This is a genomic window from Pseudomonas fluorescens Q2-87, from assembly GCF_000281895.1.
Taxonomy (GTDB): Bacteria; Pseudomonadota; Gammaproteobacteria; order Pseudomonadales; family Pseudomonadaceae; genus Aquipseudomonas; species Aquipseudomonas fluorescens_S.
Genome location: NZ_CM001558.1, coordinates 1,543,280 through 1,560,957 on the forward strand (window position 1 = coordinate 1,543,280; position 17,678 = coordinate 1,560,957).

16 protein-coding genes are annotated in these 17,678 nt (G+C 60.0%); 3 read left to right on the top strand and 13 right to left on the bottom strand.

Annotation, left to right across the window (positions count from 1 at the left end; translation table 11 throughout):
* Positions 1–21: 21 nt before the first annotated feature.
* The 9 genes from PFLQ2_RS20655 to gcl form a co-directional block, all read right to left on the bottom strand.
* Positions 22–1,227: an MFS transporter gene (locus tag PFLQ2_RS20655; RefSeq protein ID WP_003179176.1), complete on the bottom strand. Its 1,206-nt coding sequence runs from the start codon at positions 1,225–1,227 to the stop codon at positions 22–24.
* Between the two features lie 319 nt (positions 1,228–1,546).
* A complete protein-coding gene (locus tag PFLQ2_RS20650) occupies positions 1,547–2,545 on the bottom strand; it encodes a sulfate ABC transporter substrate-binding protein (protein WP_003179178.1) in 999 nt (332 codons plus the stop codon).
* Positions 2,546–2,638: 93 nt separating this feature from the next.
* Positions 2,639–3,463, bottom strand: a complete 825-nt coding sequence (locus tag PFLQ2_RS20645; protein ID WP_003179179.1) for an ion transporter — start codon at positions 3,461–3,463, stop codon at positions 2,639–2,641.
* A gap of 21 nt (positions 3,464–3,484) precedes the next feature.
* Positions 3,485–4,399, bottom strand: a complete 915-nt coding sequence (locus PFLQ2_RS20640) for an urea transporter (protein WP_003179181.1) — start codon at positions 4,397–4,399, stop codon at positions 3,485–3,487.
* A 124-nt stretch (positions 4,400–4,523) separates the two neighbouring features.
* Positions 4,524–5,939, bottom strand: coding sequence for a pyruvate kinase (gene pyk, locus PFLQ2_RS20635; RefSeq protein ID WP_003179183.1), 1,416 nt, complete (start codon positions 5,937–5,939; stop codon positions 4,524–4,526).
* Entirely contained in the window at positions 5,929–7,209 is a 1,281-nt protein-coding gene (locus PFLQ2_RS20630; protein ID WP_003179185.1) for a glycerate kinase type-2 family protein, read from the bottom strand. The genes pyk and PFLQ2_RS20630 overlap by 11 nt, the downstream gene beginning before the upstream one ends.
* Before the next feature lie 146 nt (positions 7,210–7,355).
* Complete coding sequence (locus PFLQ2_RS20625; RefSeq protein WP_003179187.1) at positions 7,356–8,246, bottom strand: 2-hydroxy-3-oxopropionate reductase; 891 nt, start codon at positions 8,244–8,246, stop codon at positions 7,356–7,358.
* A 179-nt stretch (positions 8,247–8,425) separates the two neighbouring features.
* Positions 8,426–9,208: a hydroxypyruvate isomerase gene (gene hyi, locus PFLQ2_RS20620; RefSeq protein ID WP_003179188.1), complete on the bottom strand. Its 783-nt coding sequence runs from the start codon at positions 9,206–9,208 to the stop codon at positions 8,426–8,428.
* A gap of 137 nt (positions 9,209–9,345) precedes the next feature.
* A complete protein-coding gene (gene gcl, locus PFLQ2_RS20615) occupies positions 9,346–11,121 on the bottom strand; it encodes a glyoxylate carboligase (RefSeq protein WP_003179190.1) in 1,776 nt (591 codons plus the stop codon).
* 265 nt (positions 11,122–11,386) lie between these two features.
* Here gcl and PFLQ2_RS20610 point away from each other — a divergent pair, with 265 nt between their 5' ends.
* Together PFLQ2_RS20610 and PFLQ2_RS20605 are read left to right on the top strand one after the other, a co-directional pair.
* Positions 11,387–11,827: a GlcG/HbpS family heme-binding protein gene (locus tag PFLQ2_RS20610; protein ID WP_003179191.1), complete on the top strand. Its 441-nt coding sequence runs from the start codon at positions 11,387–11,389 to the stop codon at positions 11,825–11,827.
* Between the two features lie 211 nt (positions 11,828–12,038).
* Positions 12,039–12,497 (top strand): REP-associated tyrosine transposase, encoded by a 459-nt coding sequence (locus tag PFLQ2_RS20605; protein WP_003179193.1) that lies wholly within the window; start codon positions 12,039–12,041, stop codon positions 12,495–12,497.
* Between the two features lie 129 nt (positions 12,498–12,626).
* On the opposite strand, the gene PFLQ2_RS20600 is transcribed toward PFLQ2_RS20605, so the two are convergent.
* Entirely contained in the window at positions 12,627–13,232 is a 606-nt protein-coding gene (locus PFLQ2_RS20600) for a TetR/AcrR family transcriptional regulator (RefSeq protein WP_003179195.1), read from the bottom strand.
* Positions 13,233–13,363: 131 nt separating this feature from the next.
* On the opposite strand from PFLQ2_RS20600, the gene PFLQ2_RS20595 reads away from it, so the two are divergent.
* Complete coding sequence (locus PFLQ2_RS20595) at positions 13,364–14,278, top strand: DUF808 domain-containing protein (RefSeq protein WP_003179197.1); 915 nt, start codon at positions 13,364–13,366, stop codon at positions 14,276–14,278.
* A 3-nt stretch (positions 14,279–14,281) separates the two neighbouring features.
* On the opposite strand, the gene PFLQ2_RS20590 is transcribed toward PFLQ2_RS20595, so the two are convergent.
* From PFLQ2_RS20590 to PFLQ2_RS20580, 3 genes are read right to left on the bottom strand one after another with little or no spacing between them, the layout of a single operon-like run.
* Positions 14,282–15,109, bottom strand: coding sequence for an HAD-IIB family hydrolase (locus PFLQ2_RS20590; protein ID WP_003179199.1), 828 nt, complete (start codon positions 15,107–15,109; stop codon positions 14,282–14,284).
* Positions 15,110–15,167: 58 nt separating this feature from the next.
* Positions 15,168–15,836 carry a formyltransferase family protein gene (locus PFLQ2_RS20585; protein ID WP_003179201.1) on the bottom strand — a complete coding sequence of 223 codons (669 nt, stop codon included), beginning with the start codon at positions 15,834–15,836 and terminating at the stop codon, positions 15,168–15,170.
* Positions 15,829–17,676, bottom strand: coding sequence for an aminotransferase class I/II-fold pyridoxal phosphate-dependent enzyme (locus PFLQ2_RS20580; RefSeq protein WP_003179203.1), 1,848 nt, complete (start codon positions 17,674–17,676; stop codon positions 15,829–15,831). Before PFLQ2_RS20580 ends, PFLQ2_RS20585 begins: the two co-directional genes overlap by 8 nt.
* Positions 17,677–17,678: the final 2 nt, after the last annotated feature.

The window sequence follows — 17,678 nt, forward strand, 5'->3', positions numbered from 1 at the left end:
GGCATTTTTGTTGGGTGGGTATCAGGCCGTTGCCAGGGACTGCTTCTGCGAGGCACTCAAAAAGCGCAGCAAGGCCAGCAACGGGAAGGCGCTGCCGACGATCACCACCCACAACCAGCCGCCGTGCTCGTACAGCGCACTGGCGATCGACGAACCGAAGGCGCCGCCGACGAAGATGCTGGTCATGTACAGCGCGTTCAACCGGCTGCGGCTTTTAGCGTCGAGGGCATAGATGGTGCGCTGGCCGAGGACCATGTTCATCTGCACGCAGAAATCCAGGAGCACGCCGGTCACGGCCAGGCCAATGACGCTGTAGAGCGGATGAATGAACGCCGGCAAAAAGCTCAGGCTGGCAAACAGCATCGCCAGCAGCGAAGCGATGCGGGTGTGGCCCGCATCCGCCAGGCGCCCGGCGATGGGCGCCGCAATGGCGCCAATGGCACCGACCAGGGCGAACAGGGCGATTTCAGTCTGGGACAGGCCGTGGTTGCGTGACAGTTCCAGCGGCACGGCGGTCCAGAACAGGCTGAAGGTGGCGAACAGGCAGGCCTGGTAGAACGCCCGCTGGCGCAACAGCGGTTGCTGGCGCAGCAAGGTGCCGAGCGAGCCCAGCAATTGGCCATACGAGGCGCTATGGTCGGGTTGGCGCTTGGGCACGGTGAGTGCCAGGACGATGCTGATGACCGCCATCAGGGCGGCGGCGATCATGAACATCGCCCGCCAGCCGAAATGGTCTGCCACTACGCTGGAGAGCGGCCGCGCCAGCAGGATGCCCAGCAGCAGGCCGCCCATGATCCCACCCACGACCCGCCCCCGGGATTCCTCCGGCGCCAGGTGCGCCGCCAGGGGAATCAGGACCTGCACCGACACCGAGCTGAAGCCCACCAGCAGCGAGATCAGCAGGAACACATTCGGTTGCTCAGTGAACGCCGCTCCCAACAGGCTGGCAATCGCCACCACTGTGGTGAGGATCATCAGGCGACGGTTTTCCAGCAAGTCGCCCAACGGCACCAGGAAAAACAGCCCCAGGGCGTAGCCGATCTGGGTCAGCGAAACGATCAGGCTCGCCAGGGTGCTGCTCAGGCCAACGTCCGGTGCGATCAGATCGATGATGGGTTGGGCGTAATAGATGTTGGCGACGATGGCGCCGCAGCAGAAGGCAAATAGCAGGACCATGCCGCGGGTCAGGCTTGCGCCGACGGGCACGGTGGAGGAGTGAACACTCATGACAATCTCTTCAGCAGCTTGGGGGATGGCGCGAGGCTAAAGAATTGCGGCGCTCAGGAACAGGCTTTGCGGCTGATATCAGACATGCGCGCCGTTGATGATCGGCTCGACGCTGCTTCTGTGGGTTGGACACTGCTTCTGTGGCGAGGGGATTTATCCCCGATCGGCTGCGCAGCAGTCGTAGGCAATCAGGCAAGGCGGGTAAATTGCTGAACCGCAATGCCTGATCTTAGGGGTGCTGCGCAACCCATCGGGGATAAATCCCCTCGCCACAGGGGATTTCGTTTGCCCTCAACATTGGGCGCTGCTCTTTGCTTTTTTACTGCCCGCTATAGATCTGGTCGAAAACCCCACCGTCATTGAAGTGGGTCTTCTGCACCGTGCGCCAGTCGCCGAAGGTTTTTTCCACCGAGAGGAAATCCACTTTCGGGAAACGGTCGGTGTATTTGGCCAGTACGGCCGGGTCCCGTGGGCGCAGGTAGTTGGCGGCGGCGATTTCCTGGCCTTCAGGCGACCACAGGTATTTGAGGTAGGCCTCGGCAGCTTCGCGGGAGCCTTTTTTCTCAACGACTTTATCGACCACGCTCACCGGTGGCTCGGCTTCGGCGGAAACGCTTGGGTAGATCACTTCGAACTGGTCGCGGCCGAACTCGCGGGCGATCATTTCGGCTTCGTTTTCAAAGGTCACCAGCACGTCGCCGATCTGGTTGGTCATGAACGTGGTCGTCGCGGCACGACCACCGGTGTCCAGCACCGGAGCCTGCTTGAACAGTTTGCCGACGAAGGCCTTGGCTTTGTTCTCGTCTCCGCCGTTCTTCAGCACATAACCCCAGGCCGACAGGTAGGTGTAGCGGCCGTTACCGGAGGTTTTCGGGTTCGGCACGATCACCTGAACGCCGTCCTTGAGCAAGTCGGGCCAGTCCTTCAGTGCCTTCGGGTTGCCCTTGCGCACGATGAATACCGTGGCCGAGGTGAATGGAGCGCTGTTGTTCGGCAGGCGGGTGACCCAGTTCTCCGGCACCAGCTTGCCGTTGTCCGCCAGGGCGTTGATATCGGTGGCCATGTTCATGGTGATGACATCCGCCGGCAACCCGTCGATCACCGAACGCGCCTGCTTGCTGGAGCCGCCGAAGGACATCTGCACCGTGATGTTTTCGTTGTGCTCGGCCTGCCAGTGTTTCTGGAAGGCGGCGTTGTAATCCTTGTAGAAATCGCGCATCACGTCGTAGGAAACGTTGAGCAGGGTCGGGGCGGCGTGGGCCAGGCTGCCGAAGGTCAGGCCAGCGGCCAGAAGGGAGGCGCCAAAGAAGTTCTTCACTGCGAATTCCTTTTTATAGGTCAGGGGTCCGGGCAATTAGCCAGCACACTAGCGGCAAGCCAATAGGCCTTCAAGTATTAAAAAGTGCTTTGCTTATTCCAATTTCTTGAATAGCGCGTTGCCGCAACGGGAGCAAAACGCAGCACCGTGTTCGTGGCTGTTTTTCTTGCACACCGGGCAGTCGTGCTGGAGTTGGTCACCGCGCATCGCGGTGGCCAGTTCTGCCGTGAAAATACCCGTGGGCACGGCAATGATCGAATAACCGGTGATCATCACCAAGGATGACACGACCTGGCCCAGTGGCGTCTTGGGCACGATATCGCCAAAGCCCACGGTGGTCAGTGTCACGATAGCCCAATAGATGCCCTTGGGAATGCTGCTGAAGCCATGCTCGGGGCCCTCGATGACGTACATCAGCGTGCCGAACACGGTCACCAGGGTCGATACGCTGACCAGGAACACAATGATTTTTTGCTTGCTCCCCCGCAGCGCCGCCATCAGGTAGTTGGCCTGCTTGAGGTAAGGGCTGAGCTTGAGCACCCGGAAAATCCGTAGCATGCGGATGATTCGAATGATCAGCAGGTATTGGGCATCGCTGTAGTACAGCGCCAGGATCCCGGGCACGATCGCCAGCAGATCCACCAGGCCGTAGAAACTGAAGGCATAGCGCAGCGGTTTGGGCGAGCAGTACAGGCGCAGGCCGTACTCTACGATGAAGATGAAGGTAAAGCCCCATTCGATCCCGGCCAGCAGGGCCGCGTAGTTCTTGTGCACGCTGTCGATGCTGTCGAGCATCACGATGATCAGGCTGGCGAGGATGATCAACAGCAGGATGCTATCGAAGCGCCGGCCGGCCGCCGTGTCGCTCTGAAAAACCATGACGTAGAGACGTTCACGCCAGTTGTCGCTGCTGTCCATAATCTTCGCCTGAATTCGAGATCAGCGAAGCCTAGGGTGATTGCCCCGCGGAGCGCAAGGCGCGCTGTCGAGGCTGGCCTGATGCCATGCCCGGCCTGTGGCCTGGATCAGCCAGCAGGCGAGGATGAAGGGCGCCGTCAGGGGAGGCAGGCCGAGGACGGTAAAACCTGGCGTGAGCATGACCGCCAGGAGGATGCCCAGCAGCGGCAGCCATGGCTGGCGGTGTTGTCGACTGATGGCCAGCGCTACCAGGACGCAGTTGTAACCGCCCAGCCCCGAAAGCGCGGCTGCGTTTTCATGCTGCGACAAGGTGAAGACGAGGCCGACGACGGAACCGAACAATGCCCAACCGGCGGCGCGACGGTTGGCCAGCAGCAGGCCTGTGGCGATCAGCGCACCGGCCACTGGGTGGCCGAGAAACATGACCTGGCCCAGCCCGCTCAAATGAGCGGCCAGCAGGTTGGGTATCGTCATTTCAATCGAGATGGGTGGGGACTGCGGCGAGGTAAAACTCATCAGCAGCCAAGCCAACCCTACAAAGGGCGCGGTGTAGGCGGGCAGGCATCGATGGCCTCGGGTGCGCTTGAGCCATTGATGGGTCAACATCGCACTGAGGCCGCCGCTGGCGATGATCAATGGCGGCAGCAACGCTGACCAGGGCAAGGTAAGGCTCAACAGCAACCCCAGCAGGATGCCGTTGTAACTGAACAAGCCGGCTTGTCGATCAGCCTTTGCATAACCGCGGCGCTGGGCCGTGAGCAGCCCGGCCACGCCGCCCAGCAACGCACCGCCGAACAGGCTGGGCGCGGTGAACAGAATCGCCAGCATACACAGCAGGCCGCACAGTGGATGACGCTGGAGGAAGATCTGGCTGAAGCCGTTGAGCAGGGCAGTGGCCCAGTCGGGGCAGTGGGTGTTGGAAAAATGGTTGGGCATGATGGGTCAGGGATAAGAGAACACGGTGGCGAGGGAGCTTGCTCCCGCTCGGTTACGTAGCAACCGTCAGCAAGAGGGGGCCGCTGCGCGGCCCAGCGGGAGCAAGCTCCCTCGTCACAGGAATTTAGATCAACGTCTCGATACGCAACGAATTCGTCGACCCCGGCTGACCGAACGGCACGCCGGCGGTGATCAGCAGCGTGTCACCACGCTGGGCTATGCCTTGGGCCTGGGCGATTTCCAACGCGGTGGAACACACCTCATCCACCTGCCGCAGCCGATCGTTGACCACCGAGTGCACGCCCCAGGCCACCGTCAGGCGGCGGGCGGCCTGCAGGTTTGGGGTGAGGTTGAGGATCGGCACGGTCGGCCGTTCCCGCGCCGCACGCAGGCTGGAACTGCCCGATTCGCTGTAGTTCACCAGCACCGCCACCGGCAAGATGCTGCTGATCCGACGGATCGCGCAGCTGATGGCATCCGAGACCGTGGCCTCGGCTTTCGGCCTGCTGACATCCAATTGCGCCTGATAGTCAGGACCATTTTCCACCTGGCGAATGATCTTGCTCATCATCTGCACGGCTTCAAGGGGGTAATCGCCGGACGCCGTTTCCGCCGAGAGCATCACCGCGTCGGCCCCTTCGGCCACGGCGTTGGCCACGTCGGTGACTTCAGCGCGGGTCGGCGCCGGGGAGAAGCGCATCGATTCCAGCATCTGGGTCGCGACCACCACAGGCTTGCCGAGGGCACGGCAGGTACCAATGATGTTCTTCTGGATCTGCGGCACACTTTCGGCCGGCACTTCGACCCCCAGGTCACCGCGAGCGACCATGATCGCGTCGCTCAACTCGGCGATTTCCCGCAGTTGCGTCACGGCCGACGGTTTTTCGATTTTCGCCATCAGGAACGCCTTGTCGCCGATCAGCGCGCGGGCTTCGCGGATGTCCTCGGGGCGTTGCACGAACGACAGTGCCACCCAATCCACGCCCAGTTCGAGGCCGAAGCTCAAGTCGCGACGGTCCTTGTCGGTCAACGGGCTCAAGTCCAGCAGCGCCTGGGGTACGTTCACGCCTTTGCGATCAGACAGTTCGCCGCCATTGAGGACTTCGGTGTCGATGGCGTCACCGTGTTTGGCGGTCACGCGCAGGCGCAGCTTGCCGTCGTCCAATAGCAGGTCCATGCCGGGCCGCAGGGCCGCGATGATTTCCGGGTGGGGCAGGTTGACCCGACGTTGGTCACCGGGCGTTGGGTCAAGGTCCAGGCGCAGGGCTTGGCCGCGTTGCAGCAGCACCTTGCCGTCGACGAACCGGCCGACCCGCAATTTCGGCCCTTGCAGATCCATCAGAATGCCCAGCGGATAGTTGAGCTGCTGCTCGACCTCACGGATCCAGCGGTAGCGCTGGGCGTGGTCGGCATGTTCGCCGTGGCTGAAGTTCAGGCGAAAGATGTTCACACCGGCCTGGACCAGTTCGCGGATGTCATCGATACCGCGGGTCGCAGGGCCGAGGGTCGCGAGGATCTTGACCTTTTTATCAGGCGTCATGTTTGGGGTTCTCGAGAATCAGGATGGCGCGAAAGTCGTTGACGTTGGTGCGGGTCGGTTCGGTGACGATCAGCCCATCCAGCGCGGCGAAGTAGCCATAACCGTTATTGTTGTCCAGCTCATCGCTGGCACTCAGGCCCAGCTCGGCGGCGCGGCGATAGCTGTCTGGGGTCATGAGGGCGCCGGCGTTGTCTTCGGAGCCGTCGATGCCGTCGGTGTCGCCGGCCAGTGCATAAATGCCGGGATGACCCTTGAGGCTGTCGGTCAGGCTCAACAGGAATTCGGCATTGCGCCCGCCGCGGCCATCGCCCCGCACGGTCACCGTGGTTTCGCCGCCGGAGAGGATCACGCACGGCGCCGCCAGCGGTTGGCCGTGCAGGGCGACTTGCCGGGCGATGCCGGCGTGGACTTTGGCCACGTCCCGGGACTCGCCTTCCAGGTCGCCCAGGATCAACGGGCTGAAACCTGCCTGGCGAGCTTTCACGGCCGCTGCATCCAGCGACTGCTGGGGACGGGCGATCAGTTGGAAATGACTACGGGCCAGGCTCGCGTCGCCGGGTTTGACGGTTTCCGATTCCGCGCTATGCAGCCAGTCGAGCACCGAGGCCGGAACTTCGATGTTGTAGCGCCTTAGAATTGCCAGGGCCTGGGCGGATGTGCTCGGGTCGGCCACGGTAGGACCGGAGGCGATGACCGTGGCCAGGTCACCCGGCACATCGGAAATGGCATAGGTGTACACGGTCGCCGGCCAGCAGGCCTTGCCCAGGCGCCCGCCCTTGATGGCCGAGAGGTGCTTGCGCACGCAATTCATCTCGCCGATGGTGGCGCCGGACTTGAGCAAGGCCCTGTTGATCGATTGCTTGTCGGCCAGCGTAATGCCCGGCGCCGGCAGGGCCAGCAGCGCCGAGCCGCCGCCGGACAACAGGAAAATCACCTGGTCCTCTTCATTCAGGTTGCTGACCAGATCCAGCACCCGTCCGGCCACGGCAAGGCCGGCGGCGTCGGGCACCGGGTGGGCGGCTTCCACCACTTCGATTTTCTGACAGGGCGCGCCGTGGCCATATCGGGTCACCACCAGGCCAGTGACTTCGCCCTGCCAGCAGCGCTCGACCACTTGGGCCATGGCGGCGGCCGCCTTGCCGGCACCGATGACGATCACCCGGCCGCTGCGGTCGCTGGGCAGGTATTGTTCGAGGACTTGCTGCGGATGGGCCGCGTCGATGGCTGTGGCAAACAGCTCGCGCAGCAGTTGTTGCGGATCGACCGACATGGCGGGCTCCTGATTCTTATTATTAGTCTTGATGAAGTCCCCTGTGGGAGCGGGCTTGCTCGCGAAGACGGCTTCACATCCGATAAAGATGTTGACTGATCCACCGCTTTCGCGAGCAAGCCCGCTCCCACACAGTTTTGGGGATATCAGTTATCGCGAATCGAAAAATTCGCCATATGCTCCAGCCCCTTGATCAGCGCCGAATGGTCCCATTGGCTGCCACCGATGGCCGCGCAAGTGCTGAACACTTGCTGGGCGTTGGCAGTGTTGGGCAGGTTGATGTTCAGTTCCCGGGCGCCTTGCAGGGCCAGGTTCAAGTCCTTCTGGTGCAGGCTGATACGGAAGCCCGGGTCGAAAGTGCCCTTGATCATGCGTTCGCCATGCACTTCCAGGATCTTCGACGAAGCGAAGCCGCCCATCAGGGCCTCGCGGACCTTGGCCGGATCGGCGCCGTTCTTCGAGGCGAACAGCAGCGCTTCGGCCACGGCCTGGATGTTCAGCGCGACGATGATCTGGTTGGCAACCTTGGCGGTCTGGCCGTCGCCGTTGCCACCGACCAGGGTGATGTTCTTGCCCATGGCCTGGAACAGCGGCAGGGCGCGCTCGAAGGCGGCGCTGTCGCCGCCGACCATGATGCTCAACGTTGCGGCCTTGGCGCCGACTTCACCGCCGGACACCGGGGCATCGAGGTACTGCGCGCCTTTTTCGTTGATCTTCGCCGCGAACGCCTTGGTGGCGGTGGGCGAGATCGAACTCATGTCGATCACCACCTTGCCCGCGCCCACGCCGGACGCCACGCCATCGGCGCGGAACAGCACGTCATCGACCTGCGGAGTGTCCGGCACCATGACGATGATGAACTCGGCTTCCTGGGCAACTTCCTTCGGGTTGGCCAGCGCCACCGCGCCGCCGGCCAGCAGGTCGGCCGGGGCCGCGTCGTGATGCTGGGACAGGAACAGGCTGTGGCCGGCCTTTTGCAGGTTCAGTGCCATGGGGTGGCCCATGATGCCGGTGCCGATGAATCCGATTTTAGCCATGAGAGAATCCTCTTGTTGTTAGATGTCCGGTGTCTCTGGGTTCGGTGTCTCTGTGACGAGGGAGCTTGCTCCCGCTGGGTCGCGAAGCGGCCCCAGAAATCCATGCCGGGTGAAAAATCATGCGTCTGCTTCGCAGCCGAACGGGAACAAGCTCCCTCGCCACAACAGCTCGCGCTGGGTCAGATTGCGTTATGGGCTTTCAACCATCCCAATCCCGCTTCGGTGCTGGTCAGCGGTTTGTATTCACAGCCGACCCAACCCTGGTAACCGATGCGGTCCAGGTGTTCGAACAGGAAGCGATAGTTGATCTCCCCGGTGCCCGGCTCGTTACGCCCCGGGTTGTCCGCCAGTTGCACATGGTTGATCTCGCCCAGGTGGGTCGACAGGGTGCGGGCCAGATCACCTTCCATGATTTGCATGTGATAAATGTCGTATTGCAGGAACAGATTGGCGCTGCCCACCTGCTCGCGAATCGACAGGGCCTGGGCGGTGTTGTTCAGGTAGAAGCCGGGGATGTCGCGGGTGTTGATGGCTTCCATCACCAGTTTGATGCCCTTGGCTTGCAGCTTTTCGGCGGCGTACTTCAGGTTGGCGACGAAGGTTTTCTCCACCAGGGTTTCGCTGCAGTTGCGTGGGCGAATCCCGGCCAGGCAGTTGATTTGTGTGTTGCCCAGTACCTGGGCGTAGGCGATTGCCAGGTCGACGCCGGCGCGGAACTCCTCGACCCGGTCCGGCAGGCAGGCGATACCGCGCTCGCCCTTGGCCCAGTCGCCGGCCGGCAGGTTGAACAGCACTTGGGTCAGGCCGTTGGCGTCGAGCAAGGCCTTGAGTTCGGCAGAGCTGTAGTCATAAGGAAACAGATACTCGACACCACTGAAGCCGGCCTTGGCGGCCGCTTCGAAACGGGCGAGGAAATCCTGCTCGGTAAACAGCATGGACAGGTTGGCGGCGAAGCGTGGCATGGTGGTTTCCTATCAATATATGGAAGGCCCCTGTGGGAGCGGGCTTGCTCGCGAAAGCGGTGTGTCAGCCGACATCTTTGTTGGAACTGAAGCCGTCTTCGCGAGCAAGCCCGCTCCCACAGAGGGATGTCAGCAGGTCAGTCGAGTAATGAAATTGCCGTCGGCGCATCGTTGCCCACCAGCGCCAGGTCTTCGAATTCGTTGACCGCGTTGATCTCGGTGCCCATGGAAATATTGGTCACTCGCTCCAGGATGATCTCGACGATCACCGGCACCTTGAACGCCTCGATCATCTCCTGGGCCTTGCGCAGCGCAGGCTGAATCCCGGACGGTTCGAATACCCGCAACGCCTTGCAACCCAGGCCTTCGGCGACGGCAACGTGGTCCACGCCATAACCGTTGAGCTCCGGCGCGTTGAGGTTGTCGAATGACAGTTGCACGCAGTAATCCATGTCGAACCCACGCTGGGCCTGGCGGATCAGGCCCAGGTAGGAGTTGTTCACCACGACGTGGATGTACGGCAGCTTGAATTGCGCGCCTACCGCCAGCTCTTCGATCATGAACTGGAAGTCATAGTCGCCCGACAGCGCCACGACCTTGCGGCTCGGATCGGCCTTCACCACCCCCAGGGCGGCGGGGATGGTCCAGCCCAAGGGACCGGCCTGGCCGCAGTTGATCCAATGCCGTGGTTTGTAGACGTGCAGGAACTGCGCCCCGGCGATCTGCGACAGGCCGATGGTGCTGACGTAGCAGGTGTCCTTGCCGAATACCTGGTTCATTTCCTCGTACACGCGTTGTGGCTTGACCGGCACGTTGTCGAAATGGGTCTTGCGCTGCAGGCTGGCCTTGCGCTGCTGGCAATCTTGCAGCCAGGCGCTGCGGTTCTTCAGTTTGCCGGCGGCTTGCCATTCGCGGGCCACTTCAATGAATACGGTCAGGGCCGAGGCGGCGTCGGAAACGATGCCCAGGTCAGGCGTGAACACGCGACCGATCTGGGTCGGCTCGATGTCCACATGGATAAAGGTACGGCCTTCGGTGTAGACATCCACCGAGCCGGTGTGCCGGTTGGCCCAACGGTTGCCGACACCCAGCACCACATCCGACTTGAGCAGCGTGGCGTTGCCGTAGCGGTGGGACGTTTGCAGGCCGACCATGCCGACCATCAATGGGTGGTCGTCCGGAATCGTGCCCCAACCCATCAGCGTCGGAATGACCGGAATGCCGGTCAGTTCGGCAAACTCCACCAGCAGGTCGCTTGCATCGGCGTTGATGATGCCACCGCCGGCCACCAGCAACGGGCGCTCGGCCTGATTGAGCATCGTCAGGGCTTTTTCGATCTGCACGCGATTGGCGGTGGGTTTAGCCAGGGGCAGCGGTTGGTAGGCCTCGATGTCGAATTCGATTTCGGCCATCTGCACGTCGAACGGCAGGTCGATCAGCACCGGGCCCGGACGCCCGGAGCGCATCTCATAAAACGCTTTCTGGAACGCGTAGGGCACCTGGCCCGGCTCCAGCACGGTGGTCGCCCACTTGGTGACCGGTTTGACGATGCTGGTGATATCCACAGCCTGGAAATCTTCCTTGTGCATACGGGCGCGGGGGGCTTGCCCGGTGATGCACAGGATCGGGATCGAATCGGCCGAGGCGCTGTAGAGCCCGGTCACCATGTCGGTGCCGGCCGGCCCCGAGGTACCGATGCAAACGCCGATGTTACCGGCCTTGGTCCGGGTGTAGCCCTCGGCCATGTGCGAGGCGCCTTCAACGTGGCGAGCGAGGACATGATCGATGCCGCCAACCTTTTGCAGGGCGCTGTAAAGCGGGTTGATCGCAGCGCCCGGAATGCCGAAGGCGGTGTCCACGCCTTCACGGCGCATCACCAGGACGGCGGCTTCGATTGTTCTCATTTTGCTCATGGTTTTGTGCCTCTTACGTTTTGTAATTGTATACAAGTGGCTGTGCGCAGAGTGTATTCACGCCTGGCGACGCAGGTCAATCCATTTCCTCAAGCATCTGTTTCATTTGCAATCGAGGTGGAAACACGGCGTCTGCTCGTCGGAAAATGCACTTTGTTGGAATTATTGTATACAAAAATATCGTTTGTTGTGCTCTATTTGCGGTATTCGGTTTCGCCGAGGTGAAACCCGCATGGCTTCCCCATGACAAAAGAAGGACAGAACCATGAGCGCTCTAACCTTGAAAATTGCCAACGACTTGGCAGGACAAGCCCTGGCCACGGGCCGTGAAATCGCCGCCGCACCGTTGACGGTCGCGATCCTCGACGGCGGCGGACACCTGATCACCTTGCAGCGCGAGGACGGCGCCAGCCTGCTTCGCCCACACATCGCCATCGGCAAGGCCTGGGGGGCCATCGCCCTGGGCAAAGGTTCGCGCCTGCTCGCCCAGGACGCCCAGCAACGCCCAGCGTTCATCGCGGCGCTGAACAGCCTGGGGCAGGGCAGCGTCATACCGGCGCCGGGTGGGGTGTTGATCAGGGATCAGGAAGGCTATGTGGTAGGAGCGATCGGCATCAGTGGAGACACTTCGGACGTCGATGAGCAGGTGGCGGTTCAGGCGGTCGAGATATTGGGGTTGCGGGCGGATGCGGGGGTCAGTGCTTGATGCTTTTTCCACTTGGCTGACGCCATCGCGAGTAAGCTCGCTACCCCAGGGTTTGGTGCTGGAAACAAAATGTTCGAACACCACAAAGCCCTGTGGGAGCGGGCTTGCTCGCGAAGGCATTCGTTCAGACATATTCAGCTAAAAGTCCGACCGGGATTTTTTTGTTCCACCGCTAGCCTTTCAGGACTTCACTAAGAAAGGATGCCATGGAATGCCTGCATACTCAGCTTCACACCGTCTGCGCATCGGTCGCTTTGCGGAGCAAAACCGCATCTATTTACTGACAGCCAACACGTTGAAGCGCGAGCCGGTCTTCAAAGACTATGCCTTGGGGAGAATGGTCATCCGTCAGTTCAAGCAAATACAAGAACAAGGTCTAGCAGACTCTCTGGCCTTTGTTGTCATGCCTGATCATTTCCATTGGTTGATTCAACTGCATCAGGGGTCCTTGGGCCAATTGATGTGTCAGGTAAAATCAATGAGCGCCAAGGCAGTTAATGAGGCTGATAACAGAAGCGGAAGCCTATGGCAGCAGGGGTACCATGATCGCGCTTTGCGCAGGGAGGATAATCTAGTCAAGCTCGCTCGCTATGTTGTCGCCAACCCGCTGCGGGCGCGTCTGGTGAAGCGACTTGGGGAATATCCGTTGTGGGATGCCATCTGGGTTTGACTTTCAATTGAGTCGCCATCTTCGCGAGCAAGCCCGCTCCCACAGGGTTTGGTGCTGGACACAAAATGTTCGAACACCACAAAGCCCTGTGGGAGCGGGCTTGCTCGCGAAGGCGGTGCTAGCGGTCCATCAATCCGGCTCACACCCCTTCAGCACCAACCGAATAATCGTCTGTGCCGCCGCTTCATAGTCGGCTTCATCCAGCTTCGCCTTGCCGGTGACTGCGGTGATTTGCCAGTCGAAATCGGCATAGGTCTGAGTGGCGGCCCAGATGCTGAACATCAAGTGGTTGGGGTCGATGGGGGCGATTTGGCCGCGGTCGATCCAGGTCTGGATGCAGTCGATGTTGTGCCGGGCCTGGGCGTTGAGTTGCTCTACCAGATCGGGGCTCAGGTGAGGGGCGCCGTGCATGATTTCACTGGCGAAGACTTTCGAGGCGAAGGGCAGGTCGCGGGAAATGCGGATCTTGGAACGAATGTAGTGGCTCAACACCTCGCCCGGTACGCCGTCGGCGTTGAAGGGGGTCGAGGCCTGGAGGATCGGCTCGATGATGCTTTCCAAGACCTCGCGGTAGAGGTTTTCCTTGGACTTGAAGTAGTAATAGACGTTGGGCTTGGGCAGGCCGGCCTTGGCCGCGATGTCGCTGGTCTTGGTCGCGGCGAAGCCCTTGTCGGCAAATTCCTCGCTGGCGGCACGCAGGATCAATGCTTTGTTGCGCTCGCGGATAGTGCTCATAAACCCAGGGGTTCCTTGCCTGTTCTGGCGGTGGCGCATGGTAGCACCGGCCTCGCGCGGCGCTCAAGAATGCCCCCAGGCCGCGCCGCTCGCGGTATGCTGCGCGGCATTATCATTCAGGGAGCCTGACCATGGCCGGAAGCAGTTTGCTGGTATTGCTCGATGACATTGCCGCCGTACTCGACGATGTTGCGTTGATGACCAAGATGGCCGCCAAGAAAACCGCCGGCGTGCTCGGCGATGACTTGGCGCTCAATGCCCAGCAAGTCTCTGGCGTGCGTGCCGAGCGGGAACTGCCAGTGGTATGGGCGGTGGCCAAGGGTTCGTTCATCAACAAACTGATCCTGGTGCCGTCGGCGCTGGCGATCAGCGCCTTCGTGCCCTGGCTGGTCACGCCGTTGCTGATGGTGGGTGGCGCGTACCTGTGTTTCGAAGGGTTTGAAAAACTTGCCCACAAATTCCTTCATGGCAAGGCCGAAGACCAGGCCGAGCATGCGCAACTGGTCGAGGCGGTGGCTGATCCGGCGGTCGATCTGGTGGCGTTTGAAAAGGACAAGATCAAGGGCGCGATACGCACTGATTTCATCCTGTCGGCCGAAATCATCGCCATTACCCTCGGCACCGTCGCCGCCGCGCCGCTGACCCAACAGGTGATCGTGCTGTCGGGCATCGCCATTGTCATGACCATCGGTGTCTATGGCCTGGTGGCCGGGATCGTCAAGCTCGATGACCTGGGACTCTGGCTGACCCAGAAGCCAGGGCAGGCAGTCAAACGCATCGGCGCTGCCATCCTGAGTGCTGCGCCCTACATGATGAAAAGCCTGTCGGTGATCGGCACGGCGGCGATGTTCCTCGTCGGCGGCGGTATCCTCACCCACGGCGTGCCGGCGGTGCATCACTGGATTGAAGGCGTGGCGGCCAATGCCGGTGGTGCCGGGTTTATCGTGCCGATGTTGCTTAATGCTGTGGCAGGGATCGTTGCGGGTGGGGTGGTGTTGCTGGGCGTCATGGCCGTGGCCAAGCTTTGGAAAGCGGTACGAGCCTGAACCTCAGGATTGCGTTACCAAGTGAATCGGCGCCAGTACATGCGCCGAAAGGTATCGGGCCACGGCTTCGTCACTGCAGGCGCCAATGATCTGCGCATCGGGCAGCGCCTGGGTCACTTCTTGATGAGCTGTTCCCATGACGACCGCCTTGCCTGCAATTGAGAGCATGCCAATGTCGTTCATGCCGTCACCAAAGGCGATGCACGCGCCAATGGGGACATCAAGAAACGCAGCCAGCTGTTTCAGGGCATGGCCCTTGCAAACGTCGCTGGCCATGACTTCCAGGCACCACGTAAACGAGAAGACCGTGCTGATGCGATTTGCGAATCGCCGCTCCAGTCGCTTCTGCAAAGTCAGTAAAGCATGGTGATTTTTTTCGTTCTGAAAGAAAAACACCTTTTCGACGTTTTGCGTGGGCCACATGTCGGGTCGGATCACTGCCGGTTGAAAATGCGGGTTGCGGTTAAAGTCGCCGACATCATGCTCACGGCTGATTAACCAGCCGCTAGGACCGTACAGGTTGATGATCAGGTCAGGGCTGTGACGGGCTTCTTCAATCAGCCCTTGAACGACGTCGTCAGGCAGCGCTTTGCAAAGTGTCAGCCCACTACACGCGCTGCTGATCCTGGCACCGTTGGACGTGATCAGATGCAAGGGAGGCGAGTTTTTGTGAAGCAGTGTCTCGACATCGGCCTGTTGCCGACCCGTTGCCAACACCAGATGCAGGCCGGCGTCGTGAAGGTGGTGCATCACCGTCCGGGTGTACGTTCCCAGCGTATCGCCGGGCAATAGCAAGGTTCCGTCCAGGTCCGTAGCAATTAATGAATACATGGTGTTTCTCGAATAATTTACCGGGCCACAACCAACGGGCGTGACCCGGTACGGTGGATCAATGTCGGCCAAGCATCTTCAGCGACTGCTCACGGGTGAACGTCATCCGCTCCTCCAGCCGGGCGTTATCCTTCTCGAAGTAGATGCTTTTCTCTTCGTGACGTTGCTCGAACGGGGTAATCGTATCGAGCAGCGGCAGCGTGTCGATCAACAACTGGCGCGCGTAGCAAATCGCCCGATTGTAGGTATCGATAACTTCTTCGAACTCAGGGTAAATACAGAACGACACCTGATTGAGAATCGGGCCGTCGTCGATGCCTTCATTGATTTCATGGAGGGTTACCCCATGTTGGCGCTCGCCATTCTTCAGCGCCCAGTTGACGGGACGTACCCCACGGTACTGTGGCAGGTACGACAGATGCAGGTTGACGATGCGCTTGCAGCAGTCAATGTAAGTCCGAGGCAGTATTCGTTTGTGAAAAATCACCAAGCACAGGTCGCATGAAAAAAGGCCTTCCTTGTAGCCAGGCAGGTCTTCTATCTTGCCGCTTTCAATGAGGGGAATGCCCTTGTTCCGGCAGTACTGGATCAAAGTGAGTTCGCTGCTCACTGGCTCGAACGGATCCGCAACCACATAAGAGATGATGTGGTCGGGTGAGGCGTCGAAGTAGTTACAGGCAAAAATCGCCAGCTCACCTTTACCGCAGATCACCACATTCCTAGGCATGAGACAGTTCCTTTTTCATGTGTGTACTACTCGGTGTCGTCAGTGTCTGCATGATCGATTTCAAGGCGCTTACCAGTTGATCGTTCTCCTGGCGGGTGCGGCAGGAAATTCTCAGGTAGTGGTCTGAATCGGTGTTGCGCTTGCCAGAGCAATCCTTGACATAAAGGTCGTGCTCAAGCAGAAGGCGACACAAGGTTTGCGCCGGGACCTGCTCGGTCTGGCAATACACAAAGTTGGAGTCGGTCGCAAAGGCTGTAATGCCTTCGATTCCGTCCAGCGCCTGGCGCAACGCCTGAGTGTCACGGATGACCTGCTGGCAGCTGTCGAGGTATTCCTGTTTGTATTGCGGGAGATGCAGCAACATTTCCTCGGCAAAGCCATTGAGATTCCAAATGGGCAGTAGTGAATTGATCTGTGCCAGCAAGCCGTGGTTTGCACTGGCGAGGTAGCCGATACGGATCCCCCCGATGCCGAATGTCTTGCTCATACTGCGTATGACGGCCAGATTCGCATGCTTGTCCAGTGATGACAGCAGGGTGTTCGCGGCGCTGGGTGAAAAGTCCAGAAACGACTCGTCAACAATCAGCGCGATCTCCAGTTCAGCCAGTTGGCCGGCCAGTTCCGAGAGCGCTGCGGCTGGCGTGAGACGGCCGGTAGGATTGTTTGGCGATTCGATGACGACGACCGATGGGCGCTCTTTCTTGGCGGTCTGCAATACGGCATCCAGAGCGAGCTTAAAGCCCTGATCTGCGTAGGTGTGATAACTGATCGTGCGCTCCTCACCGAATACATTGGAGTATTCGTTGAAGGACGGAACGGTGACCAGCACTTTGCCTGGATAGACAGCGGGCAATAACTTAATGATTTCTGCTGCGCCATTGGATACGCAAAGCTGTCTGGCGGGTACGCCAATGAATTCGCTCAGTGACGCTTCAATAAGTTTCCGGCCGCCCGGATAGTTAAGGAGGATATCGTCGAAATTTTCCTTGATCCGGTCTTTCATCTGCTGCGGAGGAAAATGAAAATTATAGATCAAGGCGAAATCAAGGACGGGATAGCGCCAGTAGCCACCGTGGCGGCTCTGGAGAAATGCCAGGCGATCTCGACTGGAAATGTAATTGCACACCGTCAGGTCATAATAATTGTCGACCTCGTACCACTCGGTCGAAGGCACCACTGCCGCCTCGAAGTCCCACGTTCCGGTCTTGCACGCTTGTTTGAAGACGTCTTCGTAATAGGCGTTCAGGTTACCCTCTGCGACCTGAGCCTCCAGTTGCGCGCGCACATGGCTGGCGAACCGCGGAGAACCTATCCGATACAGATTAACGGTCTTGTACTGTTCCTCCCGCACCTGATGATTGCCATCCTTGGTCGAGCCAAAACTCTTGAGCTGCCCCTCATGAAGGTTCGCGTAGGTACCTTCCATGTTTTTCCCAAGTGGCGAAACCAGTGCAACCAGGTCGCTTGACGTGCGCAGCAGCTTTTCCAGGCAGGCTTCAGAGAAAAAGATGTCACCTTCAACGATGAGGGTGTCATGACCGATGTGTTGGCGAGCCAGGTACAACGAATAAATGTTGTTGGTCGTCTCCCAGTCCGGGTTATGCACGTACTCGATATCCAGTAGGGTTTCCAGGCTCTTCAGATGCTCGGTAATGATCTCGGCCTGATAACCCACTACCACCACGACCCGCGTGATGCCATGCAGCTGAAGATTGCTCAACGCGTTATCTATAAACGCAATGTCGTTGGTTTTGACCAACGGTTTGGGCATGTGACGGGTGCGATTGGCCAGGCGGCTGCCACGTCCGGCGCATAGAATAATGGCTGTTCCAGTGTTCATTT